This is a genomic window from Sphingobium sp. AS12, from assembly GCF_019097845.1.
Classification (GTDB): Bacteria; Pseudomonadota; Alphaproteobacteria; order Sphingomonadales; family Sphingomonadaceae; genus Sphingobium.
Genome location: NZ_JAHRGM010000001.1, coordinates 591,704 through 616,594, shown reverse-complemented (window position 1 = coordinate 616,594; position 24,891 = coordinate 591,704). Strand labels below are relative to the sequence as shown.

The 24,891-nt window shown below is 64.5% G+C and carries 21 protein-coding genes and 1 other RNA gene; 11 read left to right on the top strand and 11 right to left on the bottom strand.

What is annotated here, in order from left to right; translation table 11 throughout:
* Nucleotides 1–34 precede the first annotated feature (34 nt).
* Nucleotides 35–676: a 2OG-Fe(II) oxygenase gene (locus KRZ98_RS03090; protein WP_217672416.1), complete on the top strand. Its 642-nt coding sequence runs from the start codon at nucleotides 35–37 to the stop codon at nucleotides 674–676.
* 83 nt (nucleotides 677–759) lie between these two features.
* Here the strand turns inward: KRZ98_RS03090 and KRZ98_RS03085 are convergent, their stop codons facing one another.
* From KRZ98_RS03085 to ssrA, 4 genes are all read right to left on the bottom strand, one after another.
* Nucleotides 760–3,465 (bottom strand): TonB-dependent receptor, encoded by a 2,706-nt coding sequence (locus tag KRZ98_RS03085; RefSeq protein ID WP_217672177.1) that lies wholly within the window; start codon nucleotides 3,463–3,465, stop codon nucleotides 760–762.
* 91 nt (nucleotides 3,466–3,556) lie between these two features.
* Nucleotides 3,557–5,143 carry a hypothetical protein gene (locus tag KRZ98_RS03080; protein WP_217672176.1) on the bottom strand — a complete coding sequence of 529 codons (1,587 nt, stop codon included), beginning with the start codon at nucleotides 5,141–5,143 and terminating at the stop codon, nucleotides 3,557–3,559.
* Between the two features lie 243 nt (nucleotides 5,144–5,386).
* Nucleotides 5,387–5,773: a tetratricopeptide repeat protein gene (locus KRZ98_RS03075; protein WP_217672175.1), complete on the bottom strand. Its 387-nt coding sequence runs from the start codon at nucleotides 5,771–5,773 to the stop codon at nucleotides 5,387–5,389.
* Nucleotides 5,774–6,141: 368 nt separating this feature from the next.
* Nucleotides 6,142–6,497: a transfer-messenger RNA gene (gene ssrA / locus KRZ98_RS03070) on the bottom strand.
* Between the two features lie 18 nt (nucleotides 6,498–6,515).
* Between ssrA and KRZ98_RS03065 the strand changes: the two genes are divergently transcribed.
* Nucleotides 6,516–7,250, top strand: a complete 735-nt coding sequence (locus KRZ98_RS03065; protein WP_217672174.1) for an NRDE family protein — start codon at nucleotides 6,516–6,518, stop codon at nucleotides 7,248–7,250.
* Here KRZ98_RS03065 and KRZ98_RS03060 read toward each other — a convergent pair.
* Nucleotides 7,247–7,483 (bottom strand): hypothetical protein, encoded by a 237-nt coding sequence (locus KRZ98_RS03060; RefSeq protein WP_217672173.1) that lies wholly within the window; start codon nucleotides 7,481–7,483, stop codon nucleotides 7,247–7,249. The two genes, KRZ98_RS03065 and KRZ98_RS03060, sit on opposite strands and share 4 nt — an antisense overlap.
* A gap of 215 nt (nucleotides 7,484–7,698) precedes the next feature.
* Between KRZ98_RS03060 and KRZ98_RS03055 the strand changes: the two genes are divergently transcribed.
* The 6 genes from KRZ98_RS03055 (at nucleotide 7,699) to lexA (ending at nucleotide 12,678) form a co-directional block, all read left to right on the top strand.
* Nucleotides 7,699–8,289, top strand: coding sequence for an aminodeoxychorismate/anthranilate synthase component II (locus KRZ98_RS03055; protein ID WP_217672172.1), 591 nt, complete (start codon nucleotides 7,699–7,701; stop codon nucleotides 8,287–8,289).
* 166 nt (nucleotides 8,290–8,455) lie between these two features.
* Nucleotides 8,456–9,448: an anthranilate phosphoribosyltransferase gene (gene trpD / locus KRZ98_RS03050; RefSeq protein ID WP_217672171.1), complete on the top strand. Its 993-nt coding sequence runs from the start codon at nucleotides 8,456–8,458 to the stop codon at nucleotides 9,446–9,448.
* Nucleotides 9,445–10,236, top strand: a complete 792-nt coding sequence (trpC, locus tag KRZ98_RS03045) for an indole-3-glycerol phosphate synthase TrpC (protein ID WP_217672170.1) — start codon at nucleotides 9,445–9,447, stop codon at nucleotides 10,234–10,236. Before trpD ends, trpC begins: the two co-directional genes overlap by 4 nt.
* Nucleotides 10,233–10,703, top strand: a complete 471-nt coding sequence (moaC, locus tag KRZ98_RS03040) for a cyclic pyranopterin monophosphate synthase MoaC (protein ID WP_217672169.1) — start codon at nucleotides 10,233–10,235, stop codon at nucleotides 10,701–10,703. Before trpC ends, moaC begins: the two co-directional genes overlap by 4 nt.
* A complete protein-coding gene (locus KRZ98_RS03035) occupies nucleotides 10,700–11,884 on the top strand; it encodes a molybdopterin molybdotransferase MoeA (protein ID WP_217672168.1) in 1,185 nt (394 codons plus the stop codon). The genes moaC and KRZ98_RS03035 overlap by 4 nt, the downstream gene beginning before the upstream one ends.
* Nucleotides 11,885–12,006: 122 nt before the next feature.
* Nucleotides 12,007–12,678: a transcriptional repressor LexA gene (gene lexA / locus KRZ98_RS03030; RefSeq protein WP_217672167.1), complete on the top strand. Its 672-nt coding sequence runs from the start codon at nucleotides 12,007–12,009 to the stop codon at nucleotides 12,676–12,678.
* Here lexA and KRZ98_RS03025 read toward each other — a convergent pair.
* Nucleotides 12,669–14,804, bottom strand: coding sequence for a ComEC/Rec2 family competence protein (locus tag KRZ98_RS03025; RefSeq protein ID WP_254798037.1), 2,136 nt, complete (start codon nucleotides 14,802–14,804; stop codon nucleotides 12,669–12,671). The two genes, lexA and KRZ98_RS03025, sit on opposite strands and share 10 nt — an antisense overlap.
* Before the next feature lie 70 nt (nucleotides 14,805–14,874).
* On the opposite strand from KRZ98_RS03025, the gene gltX reads away from it, so the two are divergent.
* Nucleotides 14,875–16,296 (top strand): glutamate--tRNA ligase, encoded by a 1,422-nt coding sequence (gene gltX / locus KRZ98_RS03020; RefSeq protein ID WP_217672415.1) that lies wholly within the window; start codon nucleotides 14,875–14,877, stop codon nucleotides 16,294–16,296.
* Between the two features lie 20 nt (nucleotides 16,297–16,316).
* The gene (locus tag KRZ98_RS03015; RefSeq protein ID WP_217672165.1) at nucleotides 16,317–17,603 is read left to right on the top strand and encodes a citrate synthase; all 1,287 of its coding nucleotides are present in this window, start codon (nucleotides 16,317–16,319) and stop codon (nucleotides 17,601–17,603) included.
* A 64-nt stretch (nucleotides 17,604–17,667) separates the two neighbouring features.
* Here KRZ98_RS03015 and KRZ98_RS03010 read toward each other — a convergent pair whose 3' ends face one another.
* The 4 genes from KRZ98_RS03010 to KRZ98_RS02995 form a co-directional block, all read right to left on the bottom strand.
* The gene (locus KRZ98_RS03010; RefSeq protein WP_217672164.1) at nucleotides 17,668–19,047 is read right to left on the bottom strand and encodes a HAMP domain-containing sensor histidine kinase; all 1,380 of its coding nucleotides are present in this window, start codon (nucleotides 19,045–19,047) and stop codon (nucleotides 17,668–17,670) included.
* The gene (locus tag KRZ98_RS03005; protein WP_217672163.1) at nucleotides 19,044–20,132 is read right to left on the bottom strand and encodes a DUF2336 domain-containing protein; all 1,089 of its coding nucleotides are present in this window, start codon (nucleotides 20,130–20,132) and stop codon (nucleotides 19,044–19,046) included. Before KRZ98_RS03005 ends, KRZ98_RS03010 begins: the two co-directional genes overlap by 4 nt.
* Before the next feature lie 57 nt (nucleotides 20,133–20,189).
* Entirely contained in the window at nucleotides 20,190–21,371 is a 1,182-nt protein-coding gene (locus KRZ98_RS03000) for a hypothetical protein (RefSeq protein WP_217672162.1), read from the bottom strand.
* Nucleotides 21,372–21,461: 90 nt separating this feature from the next.
* Nucleotides 21,462–21,764: a hypothetical protein gene (locus KRZ98_RS02995; protein ID WP_017184587.1), complete on the bottom strand. Its 303-nt coding sequence runs from the start codon at nucleotides 21,762–21,764 to the stop codon at nucleotides 21,462–21,464.
* A gap of 81 nt (nucleotides 21,765–21,845) precedes the next feature.
* Between KRZ98_RS02995 and KRZ98_RS02990 the strand changes: the two genes are divergently transcribed.
* The gene (locus tag KRZ98_RS02990) at nucleotides 21,846–24,518 is read left to right on the top strand and encodes a hypothetical protein (RefSeq protein ID WP_217672161.1); all 2,673 of its coding nucleotides are present in this window, start codon (nucleotides 21,846–21,848) and stop codon (nucleotides 24,516–24,518) included.
* Between the two features lie 109 nt (nucleotides 24,519–24,627).
* Here the strand turns inward: KRZ98_RS02990 and KRZ98_RS02985 are convergent, their stop codons facing one another.
* Entirely contained in the window at nucleotides 24,628–24,891 is a 264-nt protein-coding gene (locus KRZ98_RS02985) for a DUF1467 family protein (protein ID WP_217672160.1), read from the bottom strand.

Here is a 24,891-nt window from a genome sequence, read left to right as displayed (position 1 = left end):
AGAATCGCCCTCTCAGGCCTTGTTTATGAGTGTCATGCCCGATCATCCCGCCGCCGCAGATGCCGACCCGGTCTGGATCGCCAGCCATCCCCGCGTCCAGCGTGTCCCCAGCCGTGACCTCACCCTGTTCATCCGGCGCGATTTCCTTGTCGCGGACGAATGTGCCGCGCTGATCGAGCGGATCGAGGCCGACCGCCGCCCCTCCACCATCGCGGATGCCAATGGCGATGGTTATTTCCGCACCAGCGAAACCTGCGACCTCGATCATGCCGACCCGTTCGTCGCCATGATCGACGCCAAGCTTGCCGCCTTTGCCGGGATCGACCCCGCTTATGGCGAACCGATCCAGGGCCAGCGCTATGATGTGGGGCAGGAGTTCAAGGCCCATACCGACTATTTCGACCCCAAGGGCGCGGACTATGCGAAATATTGCGCGGTAGCGGGCAACCGCACCTGGACGCTGATGGTCTATCTGGACGAACCAAAGGCAGGCGGCGCAACCCGCTTTCCCCAGATCGGCAAGACCGTCCAGCCGGAAACCGGCAAGCTGCTCGCCTGGAACAACCGGATCGCGCCGGGGCAGCCCAATCCCGCCAGCCTCCACCACGGCATGAAGGTCCGCGCCGGGGTGAAGCATGTCATCACCAAATGGTATCGCGAAAGGCCATGGGGCTGATCCAAACGCAAAACGACCGGCCCGCCTGAAACGGACCGGTCGCCTGCATCGTATGGGGCCGCGCGAACGCGGCCCCGTTCATATCAGAAGGCGACCGTCATCGACGCGGCGATGGTCGTGCCGACCTTGTAGCGGTTATAATAGACGCGGTTGCCGTCCTGTTCCTGAAACTCCTGGAACTTGCGGCCCAATATGTTGCGCGCCTCGAACTTGACTTCGCTGTTGATGCCGCCGGGCAACTTGACCCCCTGCCGCGCCACAAAGTCGAGCTGTACGCCCGGCCGTTCCTTGATGTCGGGTTGCAGGTTCGGGCCACGGCTGGTGACGCGGTCGCTGGCATAGGTCAGCAACAATGTCTGCTGTGACAGCGTGTCGGTATCTTCCAGCCCCAGTTGCAGGTTGACCAGATGGTCAGACTGCCCCGTCAGCGGCACGCCATTGAGGAAGAAGTCGGACGCCGCCGGCGGCTCGCCAGTGGTGTAGGTATAGGGGATGGTGGTGTCATCCGCCCCGACCTTCAGCTTCGATTGGGTATAGGTATAGTTGCCGATCAGCGCGATCCGGCGGCTGACGAAAAAGCTTGAGTCCGAAAACCCGTCCAGCGGCACATATTTCTGCACTTCCAGTTCCGCGCCGTAAAGCGTCGCTTCGGGCGCATTGGCGAAGCTGGTCGTGACATTATAGGTGTCGGTGATGGTCGTGTAGGTCTCGATCGGATTTTCGATCTTTTTGTAGAAGGCCGCTGCCGTGATCCGTTCGTCCTTGCCCATATACCATTCGGCCCGGATGTCCGCATTCCACAACTGGCTGTCCTGAAGGAACGGGTTGCCGCGGAAGAAACGGTTGGATTCGGTGTCGAGATAGGGCTGGGCGATCAGCTCGCGGAATTGCGGGCGGGCAATCGTCTTGGACCCGCTGGCGCGCAGTTGCAGACCCTTGGCCGCTTCGAGCGTGAAGGTCACGGCGGGCAGCCAGTAATGCTTGCGGATTTCGTTGAACGGGGTCAGCCCGGTGCTGTACACATCGACACCCGTCACCGACATTTCGCCCTTTTCGTAGCGAACGCCTGCGTTGACCGAGAGACCCGCAAACAGGTCCGCCTGCACCTGGGCATAGCCCGCATGGGTGCGCAGCGCCGCGTCATAGACCGGATAGTTGCCCGAAAATTCGAGCAGGCCGATATCGTATAGCTGGATCGTCGCATCCGACAGCAGATAGTCGGGGCGCAGTTGCTGCACCGGCACCGGCAGGTTGACGGCATCGAAATGCAGCTCATAGCGCGACGAACGGCGCTTGGTGTCGTTGAAGGCGTAACCCGCCGTCAGCGAGAAGCCCGGCGCAATCTTGTAGCTCCAGTCGGCGCCGGCAAACCACAAATCTTCGTTGAGGTCGCTGAACGTGGCCGACGCATCGCCGCGCTGGCGATTGAGCGCATTGACGAAACGGTCGCCAACCGGATCGGTCGCCAGGTCGCGATTGGTCCGCACATAGACAAATTCGCGCTCATAGGGGGCTTCGCGCTGCGAATTGGCAAAACCGCCACGCACGTCGAGGCTCAGCGCGTCGGAAAATTTGAATTCGCCGACCAGCTGGGTGTCGATCAACTGCCGCTCATACCAGGCGGTATTTTGTTGCAGGAAATCGGCATCCTGAATGGTGCCGTCATTGCGGCCCACCGCCAGCGCGCTGCGCTTGGTGGTGTCGCGGATATAGAGGTTGGTCCAGCGCAGCTTCTGGTCGCCCAGTTCCAGCCCGACGCCCAGCAATCCGTTGACCGTGATCTCGTTATCGGTGCTGACCTGCTGGTAGCTTTTGCCAGCCCCTGCCCCGACATCGAGCGATGCCTGTTGCAGATTGTCGCGGGTGCGCCACTTGTTGCTGTAGGATGCCGTGGCGATCACGCCCAGCCGTCCATCGCTGCCGACATCGACCGCCGTACCCGCGTTGATCGAGCCGGAGAAGTTGAACGGCAGGCTGTTGGTCCGCTGCACGACCGAAGTGGCAGAGTTCAGGAACTGCATTGCAATCGCCTGCTGGTCGGTCCGGCCGATATTGGCGAACGGAACACCGCTGCCGATCGCCTGCTTGAGCAGCGGCGGCACGTCGCGCGAACTGTCGTCAAAACCGGTCCAGTCGGACTTGGACCCATAATGGGTATAGCCCAATTGCCCCGACGTTTCGGTATTGGCCGAACTGCCAAAGCCGATTTCCAGATAGCTTTCGGCGGGAATCGCCTTGGTCGTCAGATTGATGACGCCGCCGCCAAATTCACCGGGGAAGTTGGCCGAGAAGGTCTTTTGCACCAGCGTCGATGCGATCACGCTGGTCGGGAACAGATCAAGCGGAACGACGCGCTTCAAAGGTTCGGGGCTTGGCAGCGGCGACCCGTTGAGCAGCGCGAGGGAATAGCGATCGCCCAGGCCGCGGACGTAAACATAGCCGCCGGACACGACCGACAGGCCGGTGACGCGCTGGAGCGACCCGGCGATATCGCCTTCGCCCGTGCGCTTGATGTCGGCGGCCGACAGGACGTTCACGACCTGCGGGGCGGCCTGCGACACGTTGGTGGTGCGGCGACCGGTGACGACGATGTCCGCGCCGGGGATCGACACGTCGACGTTGCCGGCATCGGAATCGGCCTGTTCGGCGGCGGTTGGCGTGCCGGATGTAACGGCACCGCCAGCGTCCGCGCCGGTCGTGGCGGCCGGATCGGTTTGCGCCATGGCACCAGGTGCGACCAGGGCGGATGAAATCAGGAGCAGGCGCGCCAGGCTGAGCGGCTTCGACATGCTAGGGGTCCCCCTTTGGGAATTGCAGTGCAAAGAAGGCGGGGAAGCGCGACAGCACGCTCCCCCGCCCCTGTTGAGGTCGTGGGTCCGATCAGGTCGTCGGGATCGCCGTGCAGTCCTTGCTGGTGGTGCCGAAGTTGGCGGTCACCGAATTGCAGGTCCAGCCGGCATACCAGGTGTCGCTGCTGTCCTTGACCGCACCGATATAGTTGGTGGTGGTGAAGGCAGCATCAATCGTCTTGGGGTCAACCGCGGTGCGCGCGGTTTCGGTCGCACCGTTGATGAAGAGGCTGGTCAGCGACGGGGTGTAGCTGATCGTGCTGTTGGCACCCGCTTCGAAGATCGACTGGACGGCTGCGGCGTCGACGCCACGGCTGCCCTTATATGGCGTGCTGTTGCACTGCATCACGACCGAGATATAGCGCGGCTTGCCGGCATCCTGCAGCGCCGTATCGGCGTCGCGGGTCGTGGTCGTGCTGTCGATGCGCAGGCAGCTGTTGGTCGGCGACACGATGATGCCGTTCACCAGCGCCAGGTCCGCACCACCGCGCAGCAGCATGGCCGCGCCATTGCTGCCCGTGGTCGAACGCTGGATATAGGTGAAGTTGGCCATCTTCAGATACTGGCGGGGCAGTGCGTCCTCACCATTATTGGCCGCCGAACCACCGTTGGAGTCGGTTTCGAGGAAACCGTCGCCAATGTCGTTGTTCGCGCGCTGGGCGCTGATGACATATTGCACGGTGCCGCGATAGCCGACGTCGGAGTCGAAATTGTCGTCCTCGTTGCCGGTCAGCACCAGGTAACGATAGTTGGAGCTGCCGCCAAAGGCTTCGATGCCGTCGTCCGAGCTGTTGTGGACCTGGATATGGTCGATCACCGTGCCGGTGCCGACGCCCGACGGGGTCAGGCCCTGCAATTCGCTGCCGCCGGCCAAGGCGAAGCCCGAATAGCGGATCTGGACATAGGACATGCGACCCGAACTGTCGGCATCGTTCGCGCCACCATAAAGCGCGCCGCTGCTGCCTTCGGTATCACGCTCGCACGCGGTGGTGCCGGGCGCTGCGGCCGGGGCCAGACAGTCGGTGATCTTCGCACGGCCAAGCAGCACGACGCCGCCCCACTGGCCCGACGACTGGTCGGTCGCGGTGCCCAGCACATTTTCACGGCTGGTGAAAACGATCGGCTGCGAAGCGGTGCCGACAGCGTTGATCTTGTTGCCACGATTGACCGCCAGATAGGCGTTACCGGTGGCGGCGAAGATGGTGACGCCCGGATCGATCGTCAGCGTAACGTCGGTGTTGGTGCTCGCAGCACCCTGGTCGGTGCCGACATCGACGCGGCCGGGCAGCGAATAGATGACGCCTGCGACCTTGGCGATCGCGGTCGAGCTGGTGAAGCGCGTCGGGAAACCGCAGTTGCGCCACGTATTGCCACCATCGGAAATGGTGCCCAGGTCCGACAGCTGCGCGGAACCGGCGATGGTCGGGCAGTTGGCGGCCGGGGTCACGCCGGTCGGCGTGGGGGTCGGCGTGGGCGTGGGGGTCGGCGTCGGGGTCGGCGCGGGGATGACAATGGTGCCCTCGCCCGGCGAAGCGATGTCGTCAGCGCCGCAGGCGCTCAGGCCTATACAGGCGCAGCTCGCCATCAGGATCGTGTGGATACGGTTAATCTTGGCCATGTCGTCTCCGCTCCGGTGGACACCGGGTTTGTTGCTATGCGGAGCGCAGGGGATATGATTCGGACAACGCCCCCTGTCGCCCTCCGAAGGGGCAGTTAGGGACGTCCGGTGACAGGCTTGTTCTGTTTTGGTGACGAAATGGCGTCACTAAAATTACAATTTAGTGACTTACGTTATGGTTTGATGACAAGGGCGCGGTTAAGCCCCGCGCCCCGTGCAATTGCTTGAAACAGAACGCTTCGATCAGCGCGACGCATAAACCGGCGTCAGGCGGCTCATCGCCCGCCGCGCGACGTCGCGCGACGACTGTTCGCTGCCATCGGCCAGTACCAGGGTCATTTCGGGCGAGAAGCGCGCGGACTTATAGGCCGAATGCGCGTCAGCGACACGACCCATGCCTGCATAGGCGTTGCCAAGGTTGATGAGGCGCGCGGGATCATTGGCGCTGTCTGGCCACACGGCCTTCAGCCGCTTTGCGGCCTTTTCAAACTGACCCGCCGTCAGGTCGCGCGCAGCCAGACCGCCATCGGGAACGCCGACAACGATCACATCCTCCGAAGCGCCTTGCGCCATGGCGGGGGTGACGCACGCCAGAGCGAAACCGGCGATAAGGGCGACCTTCAGCATCATATTTTCTCCAGCAAAACCTTTTCACTATAGCGATGATTATTTCACTATGATGACAGTAGCGCAATAGCGGTTCGGTCGCTGAAAAAGGATTTTGTTTTCTGTTAAAACAGATAGTTATGATTTTTTCTTCATACTGTCATAAAAGTGTAATTGAAAAGACAGTCGGAGTCGATACTGATTCGCACAGCAGGAGTTTGTTCTGAAATGCGCCCTCGGTGCATCAGCACCGGCAATCATCAGGCGCTCTTCCACGCATGTCGAGACAGGTTCGCCGCGCCAGGCGATTGGTCAAGCGACGCCAGCGATGCAGGATAACAAAAATGAAGAAGGTCCGGGAGGTTCTGTTGCCCGGCCCTCCCGGAGGCCGCTGAATTCCCTTCTGTTGCCCGGTGGGTTCAACCGCGCTATTTTAGAGTGAGGTCAGGCCGTTAGGCCCTCATTCACGCTGCAATGGCGAGTGCTTCGTTATCGTTGGCACTTATGAGTTTTGCACAGTTTAACGGCTTACACGGGCCGGGTAAAAATATCGCCTTTGAACACACGTCGATCCTAGTTCGGCCCCGTCAGACATCCCGTCCGGCATGTCTGCCAACCGGGATATGTGGTGGAACCGCCGGGTACTGCCCCCGGGTCCGCTGCGTCTATTATACGACACACTTTATCACCATAGCCGGGCGAACCCGGCCCGACCCATATGGGCGTAAAGTTGCGCCTTTTCAAGCCGCCGCATAAGGGAAAGCCCATGTGTATCGTGACAATGGCATGGGCGGCCCATCCGCGCTGGCATCTGGTGCTGGCGGGCAATCGCGACGAACATCATGTTCGCCCCTCCGCCGCGCTGGCGCAATGGGATGACCGGCCCGGCGTCATCGCGGGGCGTGACCTGCAATCGGGCGGCACATGGGCAGGCGTGTCCGATACCGGCCGCATGGGCGTTGTCACCAACCAGCGCGGCTATGGCCTGGCCCATCCCGACCGCGCCTCGCGCGGCGCGCTGGTGACCGATATGCTGACGGGCGATGGAGCTTATGCCGCGCCGACGCTGGCGGCACTTGACGATTTCAACCCGTTCAGCCTGATCGCGGTGGACCGACACCGCGCCCGGCTGCTGACCAACCGCCCCCAGCCTGACGCGATCGACCTGCGCCCCGGCATTATCGGGCTGTCCAACGGACCGTTCGATACGCCCTGGCCCAAGACTCAGCAACTGAACGCGATACTCGCCGACTGGCTGGCGACGGGGCAGGATGATCCGGCGCTGCTGTTCACAGCGCTACGCACCGAAACCCTGCTCGACGACACAGCGCCGGTCGCCGAGCCATCCCCCATCTTCATCCGCGACGCCATCTACGGCACGCGATGCAGCACGATCATCACGATCGACCATGCAGGACAGGGTATGATCGCCGAACGCCGCTACGACGCGGAAGGGCGGCAGACCGGCGAAACCTGGATAGAGTTCGCCTGGCCGCTCTAGCGCAGCACCGAACGCGGCTGGCGCGCCAGATGCAGCGAGGAGCGCACCACCGGCGAATCGATCAGCTTGGTTTTCATGAGGTCGCGCATCCGGTCCGCCCCGTCGGGGTTCAGCATCACCACGCGGGTGCCGCCCGATGTCAGCGCTTCGATGGTCGATACGGCCAGCGCGTGCTTGGTGCAGAGCGCCTGCACATCGGCCATCGGCGCATTGATATTGATCGCGCGGCTCATGCGACGCGGCTCACGCGAGTGGCTAGGAAAAAATGGTTCAAGAGAAAGCGCCTTGCTGGCAAGCGGGAGCGCTGGGCGTCTCTCGGTCACGCGAATGCTTGCGGGCAGGGTTCGCGTCGATGGGCTGGCCCTAGCAGAGGCTTATGGGCGCGTCGCGACATTTATGCCCTCGCCCGCTTCCCCTTGCCGTCTTGCCCCTCTATAGCCCTGTTCCCATGATCCTCGTCATCGACAATTATGACAGCTTCACCTGGAACCTGGTCCATTATCTGATGGAACTGGGTGCCAAGGTGGAGGTCGTCCGCAACGACGCCATTTCGGCGGGACAGGCGCTATCCAGCGGCGCGAAGGCGTTTCTGCTCTCGCCCGGTCCCTGCACCCCCAATGAAGCGGGCGTTAGCCTCGATCTCGTCGCCGCCTGCGCCGACGCGGGCGCGCCCTTGCTGGGCGTATGCCTTGGCCATCAGGCGATCGGCCAGCATTTCGGCGGCAAGGTGGTGCGCGGCGGCCTGATGCACGGCAAGACATCGCCCGTCACCCATGACGGCACAGGCCTGTTCGCAGGCCTGCCCTCCCCCTTCACCGCGACCCGCTATCACTCGCTGATCGTGGAAGATATTCCGGACAGTCTGGTCGTCAACGCAACCAGCGAGGATGGATCGGTCATGGGCTTCCGCCACGCGACCCTGCCTATCCATTCGGTCCAGTTCCACCCAGAAAGCATCGCCACCGAACATGGCCATGACATGCTGGCCAATTTCATGAAGATTGCGGGCATGAAGGTGAAGGCGCGCGAGGCGGCCTGACCGCCAGCAGATTTGACGTGCTCCCGCGAAGGCGGGAGCCTAGTGCCGACCTATGGACTGGACTCCCGCCTTCGCGGGAGCACTGGTCACTATAATATGAAATCTGCGGGATAAGGCACAACATCCTCTCGACTCATCCGGCCAGCCGCTATTAAGGCCGATCGCCATGACCAGCCTGCCCGATCCTTCCCAACCCCTCGATGCGCAGGCCGCCGCCCGCGCCTTCGACCTGCTGTTCGACGCCGACCTGCCCGAAGCGGACATCGCCGCCTTTCTCGTCACCATGGCCCGGCGGGGCGAAACCGCGATCGAGATTGCGGCTGCCGCCCGCGCCATGCGCGCCCGGATGATCCCGGTCACCGCCCCCGCGGGCGCGATCGACGTGTGCGGCACCGGGGGCGACGGGCACCATACCCTCAACGTCTCGACCGCCGTATCGCTGGTCGTCGCCGCTGCTGGCGTCCCCGTCGCCAAACATGGCAACCGCGCCGCGTCGTCCAAGGCAGGCGCCGCCGACACGCTCGAAGCGCTCGGCCTCAACCTCGACCGCGCAGCCGCCAGCGCTGAAAAGACGCTGGCCGAGATCGGCATCTGTTTCCTGTTCGCGCAAAATTACCATCCCGCGCTCAAGCGACTCGGCCCGATCCGCAAGGCCATTGGCGAACGCACCATCTTCAACCTAATGGGACCGCTGGCCAATCCCGCCGGGGTGCGCCGCCAGCTCGTCGGCATCGCCCGTCCCGCCTATGTGCCTATCTACGCACAGGCGCTCGCTGAACTCGGCGTCGACCGGGCGATGATCGTATCGGGCGACGAAGGACTGGACGAATTGTCGCTGGCGGGCGGCAACGACATCGCGGAAGTCGCTGGCCATAGCGTCGTTGCAATGCGCCGCCTGTCCGCCACTGACCTGGGCCTTGCCACCCACCCGGTTGACGCCATCCGCGGCGGTGACGCGGCCCATAATGCCGCTGCCCTGCGCGCGCTGCTGCAAGGCGAACCGGGTGCCTATCGCGACGCGGTGCTACTGAACGCCGCCGCTGCCCTTGTCGTGGCCGACGCGGTGGCCGATCTTCAGGAAGGCGTGGAGGAAGCGGCCGAGACGATCGACCGTGGCCTTGCCAACGCCCTGCTCAATTGCTGGATTGCCTATCAATGACCAACAAGCTGATCGAAATTTGCGATTTCAAGCGGGAGGATGTCGCCCGGCGCAAGGCCGCGACATCGCTGTCGTCGCTTCACGCACGCGCCAGCGAACAGACGCCCCCGCGCGGCTTTCGAAAGGCGCTGGACGATGCCGCCCGCTCCGGCTTCGGCCTGATTGCAGAGATCAAGAAGGCCAGCCCGTCCAAAGGCCTGATCCGCGCCGATTTCGATCCGCCCGCCCATGCCCAGGCCTATGCGGCGGGCGGCGCGGCCTGCCTGTCGGTGCTGACCGACGAACCCTATTTTCAGGGGCATGACGATTATCTGATGGCCGCCCGCTCAGCCTGCGCCATCCCCGTGCTGCGCAAAGATTTCATCGTCGATCCCTGGCAGATCCTCGAAAGCCGCTCGCTGGGTGCCGACGCCATCCTGATCATCGTCGCCGCACTGGACGACGGGCAGATGGCGGAGATTGAGGACGCAGCGCTTGGCCTTGGCATGGATGCGCTGATCGAGGTGCATGACGAGGCGGAAATGGAGCGCGCGCTCAAATTGCGCTCCCGCCTGATCGGCGTGAACAACCGCGACCTGCGCGACTTCAGCGTCGATTTCGCCCGCACCTATGAACTGGTGGGCAAGGCACCGGCGGGTTACACGTTCGTCGCCGAAAGCGGCCTCACCAGCCATGCCGACCTGACCGCCATGGCCGATCATGGCGTGCGCTGCTTCCTGGTCGGCGAAACGCTGATGCGGCAGGCCGATGTCGAGGCGGCGACGCTCAACCTGCTGACTGGCGCGTGACGGGTCTCACCCATCTCGACGCGGACGGCGCGGCCCGCATGGTCGATGTGTCGGCCAAGGCGGTGACCGCGCGCGAAGCGATTGCCAGTGGCCGGATCGAAATGATTGCGGACGCCGCCGCCGCGATCGAGCAGGGGCTGGTCAAGAAGGGCGATGTGCTGGCGGTTGCGCGGGTCGCGGGCATCATGGCCGCCAAGCGCACCGCCGACCTGATCCCGCTCTGCCACCCGATCGCACTGAGCGCCGTCAACATCGACTTTGATCTGGACGAGGTCGGCGTCACCGTCACCGCCACCGCCCGCACCGCTGGTCAGACCGGGGTGGAGATGGAAGCGCTGACCGCAGCGTCGGTCGCGCTGCTCACCATCTACGACATGGCCAAGGCGATCGATAGGGGCATGATCATCGGCAATGTCCGCCTGATCGCCAAGAGCGGCGGCAAGTCGGGCGACTGGCGCGCGGCATGAGCCTGCTGCCCGTCGCCGAAGCGCAGGCACGCCTGTTTGCGCTTGCCTCGCCACTGGCTGTGGAGGAAGCGCCCATTGCTGCCTGCACCGGGCGCTGGCTGGCGAGCGATGTGCTGGCAATACGCAACCAGCCCTGGGCCGATCTGTCCGCGATGGACGGCTATGCCGTGCGCGCCACCGAGTGGCCCGGACCATGGCGGGTCACCGGCGAAAGCGCAGCGGGCGGCTGTGTCCCTGCCCCGCTAGCACCCGGAGAGGCGTACCGCATCTTTACCGGCGCTCCATTGCCCGCCGGAGCCGACACGATCCTGATCCAGGAAAATGCCACCCGCGATGGCGATCGACTGACGGCCAGCGACGACCCGTTGCCAGTCGGCCGCAATGTCCGCCCAACCGCATCGGACTTCGCCCTGAAGGATCGGTTGCTGGCCGCCGGAACCACCCTCACCCCGGCGCGCATCGCGCTGGCCGTGCTGGGTGGCCATGGCGCGCTTCCCGTGGGGCGGCGTCCTAAAGTCGCGCTGATCTCGACCGGCAATGAACTCGTGCCGCCCGGCGCGCCGACCCCGGCGGGCAGCCTGCCCTCCTCCAATGCAGCAATGCTGGCGGCGATGTTGGCGGCCCTGCCCTGCGACGTCATCGACCTGGGCATCGTCTCCGACGATCTCGACGCGATGACGGCGGCGCTGACGCGGGCGGCATCGGCGGACATCATCGTCTCCACCGGCGGCGCATCGGTCGGCGATCATGACATGGTCCGCCCTGCCTTTGCGCAGGCAGGCGGCACGCTCGATTTCTGGAAGATCAAGATGCGGCCCGGCAAGCCGCTCATGGCCGGAACCTTGGGAGACGCCGTATTTCTGGGCCTGCCCGGCAATCCGGTATCGGCCTTCGTCACAGCGACCCTGTTCCTGCTGCCGCTGGTGCGCCATCGCGCCGGATCGACGGCGCCCCTGCCGCGCATGACGCAGGCGCGCCTTGCCGCGCCGCTGCCCGCCACCGGCGATCGTGACGATTATCTGCGCGCCTATCGGGGAGAGGCTGGCATCGTCTCCGTCACGTCGCAGGACAGCGCCGCCACCGCCGCCATGGCGATGGCCGACTGCCTGATCCTGCGGCCCGCCGACTCACCTTCGGCGGCCATGGGCGACATGGTCAGCATCCTGCCACTGATGGACTGAAGGCTCCTTAGTGCCGCCGGTTAAGCGGTGGATTGGCGACAAGACGACCGCGCGTTGCTCGCTTGACTCGCCCCCTTCCGTTTCCTATGTGTTCCTTATACGTTCCATGGAGGACCGCAGGCATGTTGACCCTCAAGCAGCAGGAATTGCTGAGTTTCATTCAGACCCGGCTGGAGGAAGGCGGTGTGTCCCCTTCTTTCGAGGAGATGAAGGATGCGCTCGACCTGCGATCCAAGTCCGGGATCCACCGGCTGATCAACGCGCTGGAGGAACGCGGCTTCATCCGCCGCCTGCCCAACCGCGCCCGCGCGCTGGAGGTGCTGAAGCTCCCCGACGCCATGCATCGCGCGCCGGCACCGATTGCCCCGGCCAAGCCGCAACTGGCCCCCAGCCTGCCGGTTGCCGCCAATGACGTGATCGAAATCCCGCTGCACGGCCGCATCGCCGCTGGCGTCCCGATCGAGGCGATGGAGGGGCAGAATATGCTGTCCGTCCCCGCCGCCTTGCTCGGCGCAGGCGACCATTATGCGCTGGAAGTATCGGGCGATTCGATGATGGAAGCGGGCATTCTCGATGGCGATTTCGCGCTGATCCAGCGCACCGACACCGCCCGCGAAGGCCAGATTGTCGTAGCCCTGATCGATGACGCAGAAGCCACGCTCAAATATTTCCGCCGCGAAGGGCAGCGCGTCCGGCTCGATCCCGCCAACAGCGCCTATGAACCGCAACTCTATGATTCGCGGCAGGTGCGGATTCAGGGCAAGCTGGCAGGACTGCTGCGTCGCTATAATTGAGGACGACGAGGGTGGCGGCGCGGCGTGACGATCCAGGGATGGGCGTCGCCAGCCGCCCGCACCGTGCTGATGCGCGCATCCTCCAGGTCGATGGCAATGCCGCCGGTTCGCGCCAGGAGCCGTCGGTCGATTTTTAGCCAGCGCGGACGGCACCAATAGGGAAGCCCGCGATCGGCAATCACAATATCGGCGGCGGCACATTCCCGGCTGAACAAGGCCCGTTCGACCAGCATGTCGCTGCGAGTCGTCAGCACATGCCAGCGCCGCCCGCCCACTTGCATCCCGACGGCACATAAATCCTTCGAACAGCGCGCCTGCGGCAGGTCCGCCATCGCGTCCAACGGACCGTCATAGCCCGCACTTTCCGCCAGCGTATCGCGCACATAATCCCCCGCCCCCGCGCGCAATAGCGCCATCCCGCCGCCTGCCGTCCGCACCGCAACATGACGGCCATCGCCGGTCACCAAAATGTCGGGCGGTGACAGCAACAACACGCCCACCACACCGATCGCCACCGGCCCCAGTCCCAGCCAACGCCACCCGCTGCGCCACAACAGGCACCAGAGCAGCCCGCCGATCATCAGTGCGAACAGCCAGGATGGCACCGCCGGCGTCAGCATCGTCGCCATCGGACTGGCCGCCACGCCATGGGCGATCCACAACAGCAGGTTCAGCGCCTGTGCCGTCATCCACCAGAGAGGCGCGCCCAGACCCACAAGATCGAACAGCAACGCCAGTGCCTCCAACGGCATCACGACAAAGGTGGTCAGCGGGATTGCAACCAGATTGGCAAACGCCCCCAGCATCCCCGCTTTATGAAAATGGAACAGCGCGATCGGCATCAGCACCAGTTCAACGGCAATGCCGGTCATCAGCGTCGCGCCCAGCACCCGCCCCGCCTTGCGCGCCATATCCTCGTCCCGCGCGGCAGCAAAGGCACGAAAACGCGGATGCTCCGCCAGCGCAACCAGCGCGGTGACCGCGGCAAAGCTCATCTGGAAACTTGGCCCCGTCACCGCTTCGGGCCAAAAGGCCAGCACGATCAGCGCGCCCACCGCCACCAGCCGCAGCGTGATCGCGTCGCGCCCCAGCGCCAGCCCGCCCAGCACCAGCAGCGCGGCAATACAGGAACGCAGCGTCGGCACCTCCGCCCCGGTCAGCAGCGTATAGCCAATCCCCGCCAGCGCGCCGCCCGCCGCCGCGATCAGCATCAGCGGCCAGTCCAGCGCCGCCCGCTGACTGAGCGCCATCACCCGCATCAGCAGGAAAATCACCGCGCCGATCAGCGCCGTCACATGCAGCCCGCTGATCGACAGCAGATGCGCCAACCCACTGCGCCGCATCGCCTCCGCGTCCGCCTCTGCAATCGCGCCCTGATCCCCCGTCGCCAGCGCGACCGCAACGCCCTGCGCCGGACCATCGACCTGCTCGCGAATATGCGCGAACAGGCGCGCCCGCAGCGGTGGCGGCGCAGTCGATGGGCGCACAACCTCCACCGGAGGCAGCGCCTTGCCGGTGGCGCCAATCCCCTGAAAATAGGCGCGCGCGGCAAAATCATAGCCACCCGGCACGCTGGGCGGCGCGGGCGGCATCAGTCGGGCGCGAAAACGGATCACCGCCCCCTCGCCCAATCCCGCCGGAACGTCCGCATCGGCTATGTTGACCCGGATCACGCCCGGCAGGCCCGGCGCATCCACCGGACGCAGCATCGCCCGCACCATCTTTTGCGCAGGAACCGGCCGAACCGCCATCACCTCGCCCGTCACCTCGGTAAAGACCGCCCGCGCCAGCGGCGGCTGCCCCAGCAGCACCGCCTTCCCCCAGATCAGCGCGCAACCGATGCAGGCCAGCATACCGCCCGCCACGATCATCCGCCGCAACCGTGCGCCATCGGGCAACAACACCCCCGCGCAGGCCAGCGCCAGCGCACCGCAACAAAAGGCCAGCCACCCCATCCGGTCGGGCAACAGGAACCAGGCGGTGATGCCGATCCCCAGCCCGATCGGCGCCCATAATGGCACCTGCTCGCGCTCCACCTCCAGCCAGCTTTCCACCCTGGCAAACGCGCCGCGCGGCCACGCCGCAGCCCCCCGCCAAAGGGAGGTTTGTCGTGGCTCAAAAGCCATGCTAGGGGGCGACGCATTCATGGAACAGGCAGGACGAATGTCAGCGAATATGACGGCAAGTGCAACGGGAATGAGCAAGCCGGTGGTGACCCGTTTCGCGCCATCGCCGACCGGGTTCCTGCATATCGGCGGCGCCCGCACCGCCCTGTTCAACTGGCTGTTCGCCCGGCATCATGGCGGCAAATTCCTGCTACGGATCGAGGATACCGACCGCGCCCGTTCGACCGATGAAGCGGTCGCCGCGATTTTCGACGGGCTGGACTGGCTGGGTCTGGGCGGCGATGAACCGGCGGTGTTCCAGTTCGCCCGGACGCCCCGTCATGCCGAAGTCGCCAATGCGATGCTGGCGAACGGCCATGCCTATAAATGTTACGCGACCCCGGAAGAACTGGCCGAACTGCGCGAACAGCAGCGCGCCGCCAAACAGCCGATGCGTTATGATGGCCGCTGGCGCGACCGCTCGCCCGACGAAGCGCCCGAAGGCGCGCCCTTCGTCATCCGCCTGAAAGCCCCGCGCGAAGGCGAAACGGTGATCGAGGATGCAGTCCAGGGCCGCGTCGTCGTGCAGAATGCCGAGCTGGACGACATGATCCTGCTGCGCTCGGACGGCACGCCCACCTATATGCTGGCGGTTGTGGTCGACGATAATGATATGGGCGTCACCCATGTCATTCGCGGCGACGATCATCTCAACAATGCCTTCCGCCAGCTATGCATCATAAGGGCGATGGAGTGGGAAGAGCCGGTCTATGCCCATATCCCGCTGATCCACGGATCGGATGGCGCGAAATTGTCCAAGCGCCATGGCGCTCTGGGGGTCGATGCTTATCGCGACGATATGGGGATGCTGCCCGAAGCGGTGCTGAACTATCTGTTGCGGCTGGGCTGGGGCCATGGTGATGAGGAGATTATTCCCATCGCCCGCGCCATCGAGCTGTTCGATATCAGCGGCGTCGGCCGATCGCCTTCGCGTTTCGACATCAAGAAGCTGGAAAATCTCAACGGCCATTATCTACGCGAAGCGGATGACGCACACCTCGCCGCGCTGGTCGCACCGCGCGTCGCGGCACGTCTCGACCGCGCTCTGCCCGAAAATGGCCTCACCTTGCTGACGGCCGCCATGCCATCGCTCAAGCCGCGTGCCAAAACGCTTAACGAAATTGCCGAGGGCGCCGAATTTCTGTTCAAAAATTGCCCGCTGGATTTTGACGAAAAGGCATTGGCTCTGCTAGACGACTCGGCGCGCGCGCTGCTGGGCAAGACAGCCGACGCTCTGCGACCAGTTCAAATATGGACGGTCGAGGCGATCGAGGACACAATTCGCCGCGTGGCAGAGGATGCTGGCCTGGGGCTGGGCAAGGTGGCGCAGCCGCTCCGGGCGGCGCTCACCGGGCGCACCGTCTCGCCGGGTATTTTTGATGTCCTCTTCCTGCTGGGGAAAGAGGGGAGCTTGGAACGGTTGACCGATGTTGGGCACGCATCGGTTGGCTGATGGCATACAAGGAGAACAATATGTCGGATAACAAAGCCACTTTGACCGTCGGGGGAGAGACCAAGGACTATGCCGTCATGGACGGTTCGGTCGGTCCGCAGGTCATCGATGTGCGCAAGCTGTACGCCAATACCGGCATGTTCACCTATGATCCGGGTTTTACCTCGACGGCCAGCTGCGAATCCGGCCTGACCTATATCGACGGCGACGAAGGCGTGCTGCTGCATCGCGGCTATCCGATCGGCCAGCTGGCAGAACAATCGAGCTTCATGGAAGTCAGCTACCTGCTGCTGAACGGCGAACTGCCGTCGAGCCAGGAACTGGACGAATTCACCCGCACGATCACCCGCCATACGATGGTCAATGAACAACTCACGACCTTCTATCGCGGCTTCCGTCGTGACGCGCATCCCATGGCGATCATGTGCGGTGTCGTTGGCGCGCTGTCAGCCTTCTATCATGACTCGACCGACATCAACGATCCGGTGCAGCGCAGGATCGCCAGCCACCGCCTGATCGCCAAGATGCCGACGATCGCGGCGATGGCGTATAAATATTCGGTGGGCCAGCCCTTCGTCTATCCGCGCAACGACCTGTCCTACACCGCCAATTTCCTGCGTATGACCTTCTCGGTCCCGGCAGAGGAATATGTCCCCGATCCGGTGATCGTGGACGCCATGGACAAGATCTTCATCCTCCATGCCGACCATGAACAAAATGCGTCGACATCGACCGTGCGTCTGGCCGGTTCGTCGGGGGCCAATCCCTTCGCGTGCATCGCGGCGGGCATCGCCTGCCTGTGGGGTCCGGCCCATGGCGGCGCGAACGAAGCCGCGCTCAACATGCTGCGCGAAATCGGCACGGTCGATCGTATTCCCGAATATATCGCCCGCGCTAAGAATAAGGACGATCCGTTCCGCCTGATGGGCTTTGGCCATCGCGTCTATAAGAATTACGATCCCCGCGCGACCGTCATGCAAAAGACCGCCGAGGACGTGCTCAAGACGATGGGCGTGACCGACCCTGTGTTCGATGTCGCGCGTGAACTGGAAAAGATTGCGCTCAGCGATCCCTATTTCATCGAAAAGAAGCTCTTCCCCAACGTCGACTTCTATTCGGGCGTTATCCTGTCGGCCATCGGCTTCCCGACCGAAATGTTCACCGTTCTCTTCGCCCTTGCCCGCACCGTGGGCTGGGTCGCGCAGTGGAACGAAATGATTTCGGACCCAGCGCAGAAAATCGGTCGCCCGCGCCAGCTCTACACAGGGCCGACACAGCGCGACTATGTGCCGGTCGACAAGCGCTAACACGCCCGACCACACCGAAAATGCAGAACGGCGCTCCCATCAAGGGGCGCCGTTTTTCATGGGATCATAGGCCCGTTGGCAATGACAGTATGAAACGCGCGCCCTCGCCCGGTGCGCCGCCAATGCGAATATCGCCCCCCATCGCGCGGGCAAGACGACGGGAGATATAGAGGCCCAGGCCACTGCCCCCGGTATCGTCGCGGCCCAGCCGCTCGAACTTCTCGAAAATCCGCTCGCGATCCGCGACCGCAACCCCCTGCCCCTGGTCGATCACCATGATCCGGGCCTGGCCATGATCGCTTTCGGTGACGATCCGCACCTCGCTGCCTTCGGGCGAATAGCGCACCGCATTGCCGATCAGGTTCACCAATATTTGCAGCACCCGACGAAACTCGCCGGCGGCGGGCGTGCTGGCGTCCGGGTCCGGTGCAACTATGCGAATCTGCCGGTCGAGCGCCTTGACCGTCAGCAATCCTGCGGCACGACGGGCGAGATCGGTAAGATCGACATCTTCGGCGATCACGCTGAAATCGGGCCGGTCGATCGCCTGCAAATCTGCCAGATCATCGACCAGCGCCATCAGATGCCGTCCTGCCGCCGCGATGTCCGTCGCATAATCGGCATAATCGGGACGCAGCGGCCCTTCCAGCTGCGCGCTGATCGTATCGGCGTTGGCGATGATCCGCCCCAGCGGCTGGCGCAGCGAACGGTCGAGCCGCTTGCCAAACTCGCCGGGATAGAGCGCGACCGCTGCTTCCTGCGCCATCGGCGCAACGACCGTCTGCTCCAGCGGAAAGGCGGTGCCGCGATAGCCGGTCAGTTGTCCGGCCAGATCGAACATGGGAAAGCCCGACAGGCGAAACGACCGCGCCGGATCGCTGACCAGCACTGCCGTCTGATCGCGAAAGGCACGCCTTTGCGCAAAGGCGCGCAGCATCGCCATGTCGCCATCCTCGTCCGGCAAAAGCTGGAAATAGCCGGAAAAACGGCTGCCCGGCACCGGCGGATCAGTCGGCAGCGCGCCATGAGAGTCGCTGCCGGCCAGCACCATCTGGAACCGCAACTGCATGTCGATCTGCCAGCTCCAGCCATCGGCCAGCGCGGCAATATCCGCCTCGCGCCGAGCGGTATCGGCCGGTAGCGCGACCGCAGGCCGCTCATGCCAGTCGATGATCGAGAGGGTCACGCCATCGCCATCGGGCCGCGCCCGCACCCACATATCGATGTCACCATGCTCGGTTGCGGCGATGATCGGCCGCGATACGGTGATGCCCAGCCGGGCCGAAAGCCGCGCGATCGCGGCCAGTTGCGGCACCGCGACCGGCGCGCCCAGATCGCCCCCCGCCTCGCGCTGGAGTGTCAACAGGCGCAGGTCCGCGCTCAGCAACAGGCCGTCGGTGGAGATAGAGGCCCGGATGATCGCAGGATGCGACGGCATGTTCACGCGCCCGTCAACCGACGCAGATGATCGAGCCGGGAGCGGAAGGCGGGCGGCGTGCGCAGCGCGCTGACAGCCGCATCGGCCTGCATGTCTGTCAGCCCCGGATAGCGCTCAGCCTCCGCCACGATCGCAGCGTCGGACAGGGCCGGGCGCACGGGACGCAAAGCCAGCAGCAAATGGCGATAATCAGCGTCCGATCCGCCCAGTGCCCGGCACAGCATCGCCACCTGCGCCAGCGGTCCCATCACCAATATATCTGTCGCCTGCACCGTCGCGATGCGCAGCCGCCGCGCCGCCAGCGCCGCAAATAGCAGGAAGCGCCGCTGTCCCAGCACGACACCCATGAGTTCCGGCGAATCAGCCAGCTCGCCCATCCGTCGCACCAGCCGGTCGGCCTCGGCAATCGGACTGACGCTTTCATCATGATCGGCGAGCAAGGCCCAGCCCGACCGCTCGAACGCCGCCAGCACGGCGTCGCCCAGATCAGGCGCGCTCCGCTGGACCACCGCCGCCAGACAGGCGGCTGCCGTCCACACCAGTTCGGCAAAATATTCAGCTGGCAGGTCCGGCCGCATCGGCCGATCCTCACCTCCCGTGGCGATCCAGCGTCCCTCCGCCAGCGCCAGCGCGGACAGCGCGTCGCTGACCAGCGGGTCATCGCCCAGCGCCAACGCGCCGCCATCGCTATCATCCATACGCTCGATGTCGGGCTGGCCGAACTGCCGCAGCATCAGGCTGACCCCGGCACGCATCTGCATATGCGCCAGCAGCGCCGGTCCGATCAGCGTCGGTTGCGCCCGAACGGTCGGCCAGCACAGCGGTTCTGGCGAACGCGACAATATGTGCGCGACATCAGGCGCATGGTCGAGCGACAGCCGCAGCGCCATCTCGATTGCATTGAGGCATCCGCCCAGATGCCGCCGCGTTTCCGCGATCAGCGCATCATGGCGCGCCCGTTCCTCGACCGGGAAGAAGAAAGCCAGATCGATGGCATGGCCAACCGGCACGGCGGACATGCCCGCCATGACTTGCGCCATCGGCCAGCTGTCCGCCATGGCCGCACCGGTAAGGGACGAATAGGCGTTCATACCGGGACCATAGCCCGACGTCCTTAAAATGCACTAAACCCTGGCGGCGAAATATGCTCATTCGCGCGGGCGCAATATGATCGCCCCGGCTGATGCGATCAGCGCCAGCATCGCGACTCTGATGCCCTGCGCCAGCATCCCGACCAGCCCGGCGACGATCAACAGCAACAGGACGGTTCCAGGGGTTACGATCATCCATGGCCGGGCATTGCCGGTCCGCCGCCAGCGATCCGCCACCAGCATGATGCCCAGCAGCAGAGCCAGATCAGCGGCCAATGTGCTGCTGCCCGCCAGCACGATGCCGATCAGCGCCAGCAACGGCGTCACGAACGCCAGCAAGCCCATGGGTGGCGGTCGCAGCGCCAGTTCGTCCAGCCGATCGGCAATTTCCGTCAGCAACAACGCGCCCAGCAACAGGGCAAATCCGGTGAGTGTCCACAGCAGTTCGACCGGCACCAGCGCGATCGCTCCCAGCGCGATGGCGGCGATCCGCACCTGCATAGCGGGCACCTGCATCCGCATCAGCGCCGGACTGATCATCCGGGCGAGGGGCGAGAGAAGATAATGTTCAACGCCCCCGCGCGCCCGCGCCGATGAAGCGCCCGCCGCCGTCACCGCCTGCGCCACCAGATCGGCCTGCTGCTGGGTTTCGATCAGCGCAACCCGCCCTTCGAGCAGATCATCCTGTGACACGGTGACGCGGCGCGCGCCTTTCTGCACCGCCGCGCGCACCAGCGTCAGCGACAAATCCCAGTCGCCGATCATGTCGAGCGTGCCGAACAATAATGTCGGGCTGATCCGCGCCAGCCCTGCCCAGCGCTGTCCTGCATCGATCCGCTCGAACGGAGTGCTGGCGCGGCTGTCATCCGTGACCAGCAACGCATTGCCCTCCGCGCTGCCCATCGCTTCGAAATGCGCTTGCGACACGATCGCCCCGTCGGCGACCAGCAGCACGTCGGCGTCGCGAGGCGCATCCCGCACCATCGACACCATGTCCCGCACCAGCGCGACCGCGATCCCGTCGGCGCTCAGCCGGTCGACGGCCTGCGACAAAGCGGGCGTAATGACGCTCACCAAGATCATGATGCGATCCGCGCCCGCCTGCGCCGCCTGCCGCGCCTGATATTCCACCAGGGTCTGTCCGGCAAAATACAGACTCGCGCGCTGACCCCCGGTGGACTGGCCCCCGGACGAATCGCCCGAAGCTCGGCTGGCGCTGAGAATAGCCGCGAAACTCATATCGTTATGGTATCGACCCGATTGTTGTGCAGCGGGTCTTGTCGCAAGGCTTAGGGCTTCGCGCAAGCGCAGCCGTGCCAGGCCCGCGATTCAGGTCTGTTGCAGCCCCGCCAGCGCCGCGCGCAAACGGCGCAGCACTCGCGGATCGCCCGGTGCCGCTTCCGCCGCTTCGTCGGCCAGCGCCATCAGCGCGGTCAGCCCGAAACTTGCCGCCAGCCCTTTCAGCCGCCACGCCGCCAGTTCCCAATTAGCGTCGCATCGCGCCCGCCCCAGCAAGTCTATCTGCCGCTCCGCGCTTTCCATGAAGGCGACGCGCAAGTCCGCAATCAGGGCGCTGTCGTCGCCGACGGCTGCGGATAAAGCTGCATGGAGGGCGCCAGGATCATAGGACATAGAGACAGACGCTATCTGGCTTGCGTTAAGTTTTGGTAACAGGGCATTTGCGCGGGCGGAAAAGCTGCTAGGATGCTGGCCATGACAGGGGGCAGCACAATCGTCGAGTTTTGGCGCGACGAACCACGCACGACCGGCGATGAATCGCAGGCGGATGATATTTTGCTTTTGAAACAGGCGGCTCTCAACATCGACGAAGATGATTCGGATGATGGCGCAGGCGATGCCTGGGTCAGGCGCGTGCGCGTCGGATTGACCTTGCTTGGCGTCGGCTGGGTCGGCTTTGCCGGCTGGGCGATGGCGGCGTCGGGCGATCTGGCCGGTGGTCCCTTATTCTGGGCCAATGCCATCGCCACTCTGGTTGTGCCGCTCATCCTGCTTGGCCTCGCTTACCTGCTGCTGATGCGGAACAGCCGCACCGAATCGCGCCGCTATCTCGACACCGCCCGCGCCCTGCGGACGGAAGCCGATCTGCTCGAACTGCGCCTTGGCCGGATCGCGACCCAGTTGGAAACCGCCCGCCAGTCGATGCAGGATCAGGCCGAATTGCTCGACAGCTATGGCGCAGCGGCCAGTAGCAATATGGAAGCGTCCGCCGAACTGATCGCCAGCCGGTCGCAAGCGACCGCCGACCGCGCCGAATCGGCCGAACGGGCCAGCACGGCGCTCCTTGCCAAGATGGACTCGCTGATTGCGTCGATCCCCGAACTGGAGGACCGCACCGGTCGCATGGCCGCGCAGATCATGGACAATGGCCATGCGCTGGCCGAACGGATCGACACGCTCGAAGCGCGGCTTCATGCGCTGGCCGAATTGTCCGACGACGCCCGCGCCCGCACTTTGTCTGCGACCAAGAGCCTGTCGAGCCAGCTTACCCAGTTGCAGGAATCCACCCGCGCCGCCAATGAAGAAGTGACCGGCATGGCGGAGATCGCCGCCGGACGGATCGACGCCACCGCCCAAAGCGCGCGACAGGCGATGGATCGCACCCGTCAGGATATCGAATTGCAGGCAGCGGCCCTGGCAACGCTGGTCGAAACCGCCGGAACCGGCATCGCCAGCACCAGCGAAAGCGTGCGCACGGCGTTGATCCATGATCTCGACACGGCGCAGGCAGATTTGACCGGCCGTCTCGACAACGCTTTGCGCAGCGTACGCGCCACCATGGCGACGACCGACGAAGGGCTGTCTCGCCGTGCCGAACATCTCGAAGCGCTCGTCGCTGCGGCGCAGGCGGGAATCGGCAATGTCAGCGAGACCACGCTGTCGACGCTGACGCGGGACATGGATGCCATCGAAGCCGACTTGCGCGAACGGCTCGACGCCGCGCTGGCCCGCGCGCAGGAAACGCTGGCGCTGACCGACGGCAATCTGTCGGCCCAGTCCGCCGCGCTCGAATCGCTGGTTGCCCGGTCGCGTGACAGCCTTGACGCCATCGGCAGCGAGACAGTCACGGGTCTGGCGAACACGATCGGCGATGTCGAAAACCGGCTGCACCAGATCAATGACGTCATGGCGGGGCAGCATAGCCTGATGGCCGGTATCCAGGCCGGGCTGGACGAAACGATCACCACAACGCAGACCCGCTTCGCAACGCTCGAAGAAGTGGCCCTTGCCCGCAGCGAACGGCTGACCGAAGCGCTTGCCCGCCTGACCAGCGAAACGCAGCGGATCGACGGCGCGCTGGCCAATGGTGGGCTGACAGCCGAAAAGCTGATCAGCTGCGCTGAAACGCTGCTCGTCGCGCTCGATTCGAGCGTGCGCGAACTGGACGAGACCTATCCCGCCGCACTGGAGCGTTTCGACGCCCGGCTGGAACAGAGCCGCGCCCTGCTGGGCAACACGACACCGGAAATGGAGCGGCTGGAGGCGATTTCGCAGGCGCTGGTCGGTCGGGCGGAAGAGGCCGAATCGATGCTGCGCGGTCAGGGCAGTCGCCTGACCGAATGGCTGGAAAGCACGCAGGGTGGGCTGGAGGCCAATCGCAATCTGGTCGAACGGCTGCGCGTGGCGCTGGACGGCGCGCATCAGGACGCGACCCGCATCACCGAGGGGGCCGGGCCATTGCTCGTCACCGCCCTGCTGCGCGTCAAGGACACGGCCGATCAGGCCGCCGAACGCGCGCGCCAGGCGCTGGGTCGCGCCATTCCCGAAGCCGCGCAGGCATTGGCCGACGCAAGCGAACAGGCGATGCAGACCGCCATCGGTGACAAGGTGACGGCGCAGATCGAACAGGTCGCGCGGGTTGCCGAGGACGCAGTCAAGGCCGCGCATCAGGCTTCCGAGCGACTGACCCGCCAGTTGCTGACCATCGCCGACACCAGCGCCAACGTCGAGCAGCGGATCGAGGAAGCCGAACGCGCGTCCGAAAATCGCGACCGCGACCATTTCGCCCGCCGCTCCGCGCTGCTGATCGAATCGCTCAACAGCACGGCTATCGACGTCGCCAAGATACTGTCCAACGACGTCACCGATTCAAGCTGGTCGGCCTATCTGAAGGGCGATCGCGGCGTGTTCACCCGCCGCGCGGTCAGGCTGCTGGATGCCGGGGAATCGCGCGAAATTGCGCTCCACTACGACAATGACCCGGAATTCCGCGATCATGTGAACCGCTATATCCATGATTTCGAAGGCATGCTGCGGATCATCCTGTCGGCGCGCGACGGCAACGCGTTGGGCGTCGCCATCCTCTCGTCCGACATGGGCAAACTCTATGTCGCGCTGGCGCAGGCGATCGAGCGGCTGCGCCAGTAAGGCTGCGTGCGTTAGGGAGCGACAAGCCCAATCCCGTTCGCTTCCAGCGAAGTCTAGAAGCCAAGAGCAGGTTTCTCGACTTCGCTCTAAACAAATGGGTAGCGGTGAATTAGCGCGAATAACCCGGCAGCATATCCAGCGTGATCCACCCCTGCACATAATTGGCGTAATAGAGGCCGAACAGCAAAGCTGACAGCAGCGTCGCCCGAAGCGCCACCACGCCCGGCCGAAAATTGCTGGGTGCGCTGTCCGCCTGCCCCTTCACCATCCGCTCGCCCGTTTCGTCGGGCGTGCGGATGCCGAAAGGCAGGATGATGAAAGCGCTGATCACCCAGAACAGCACATAGATGGCGAATATGGCGTAGAGGTTCAT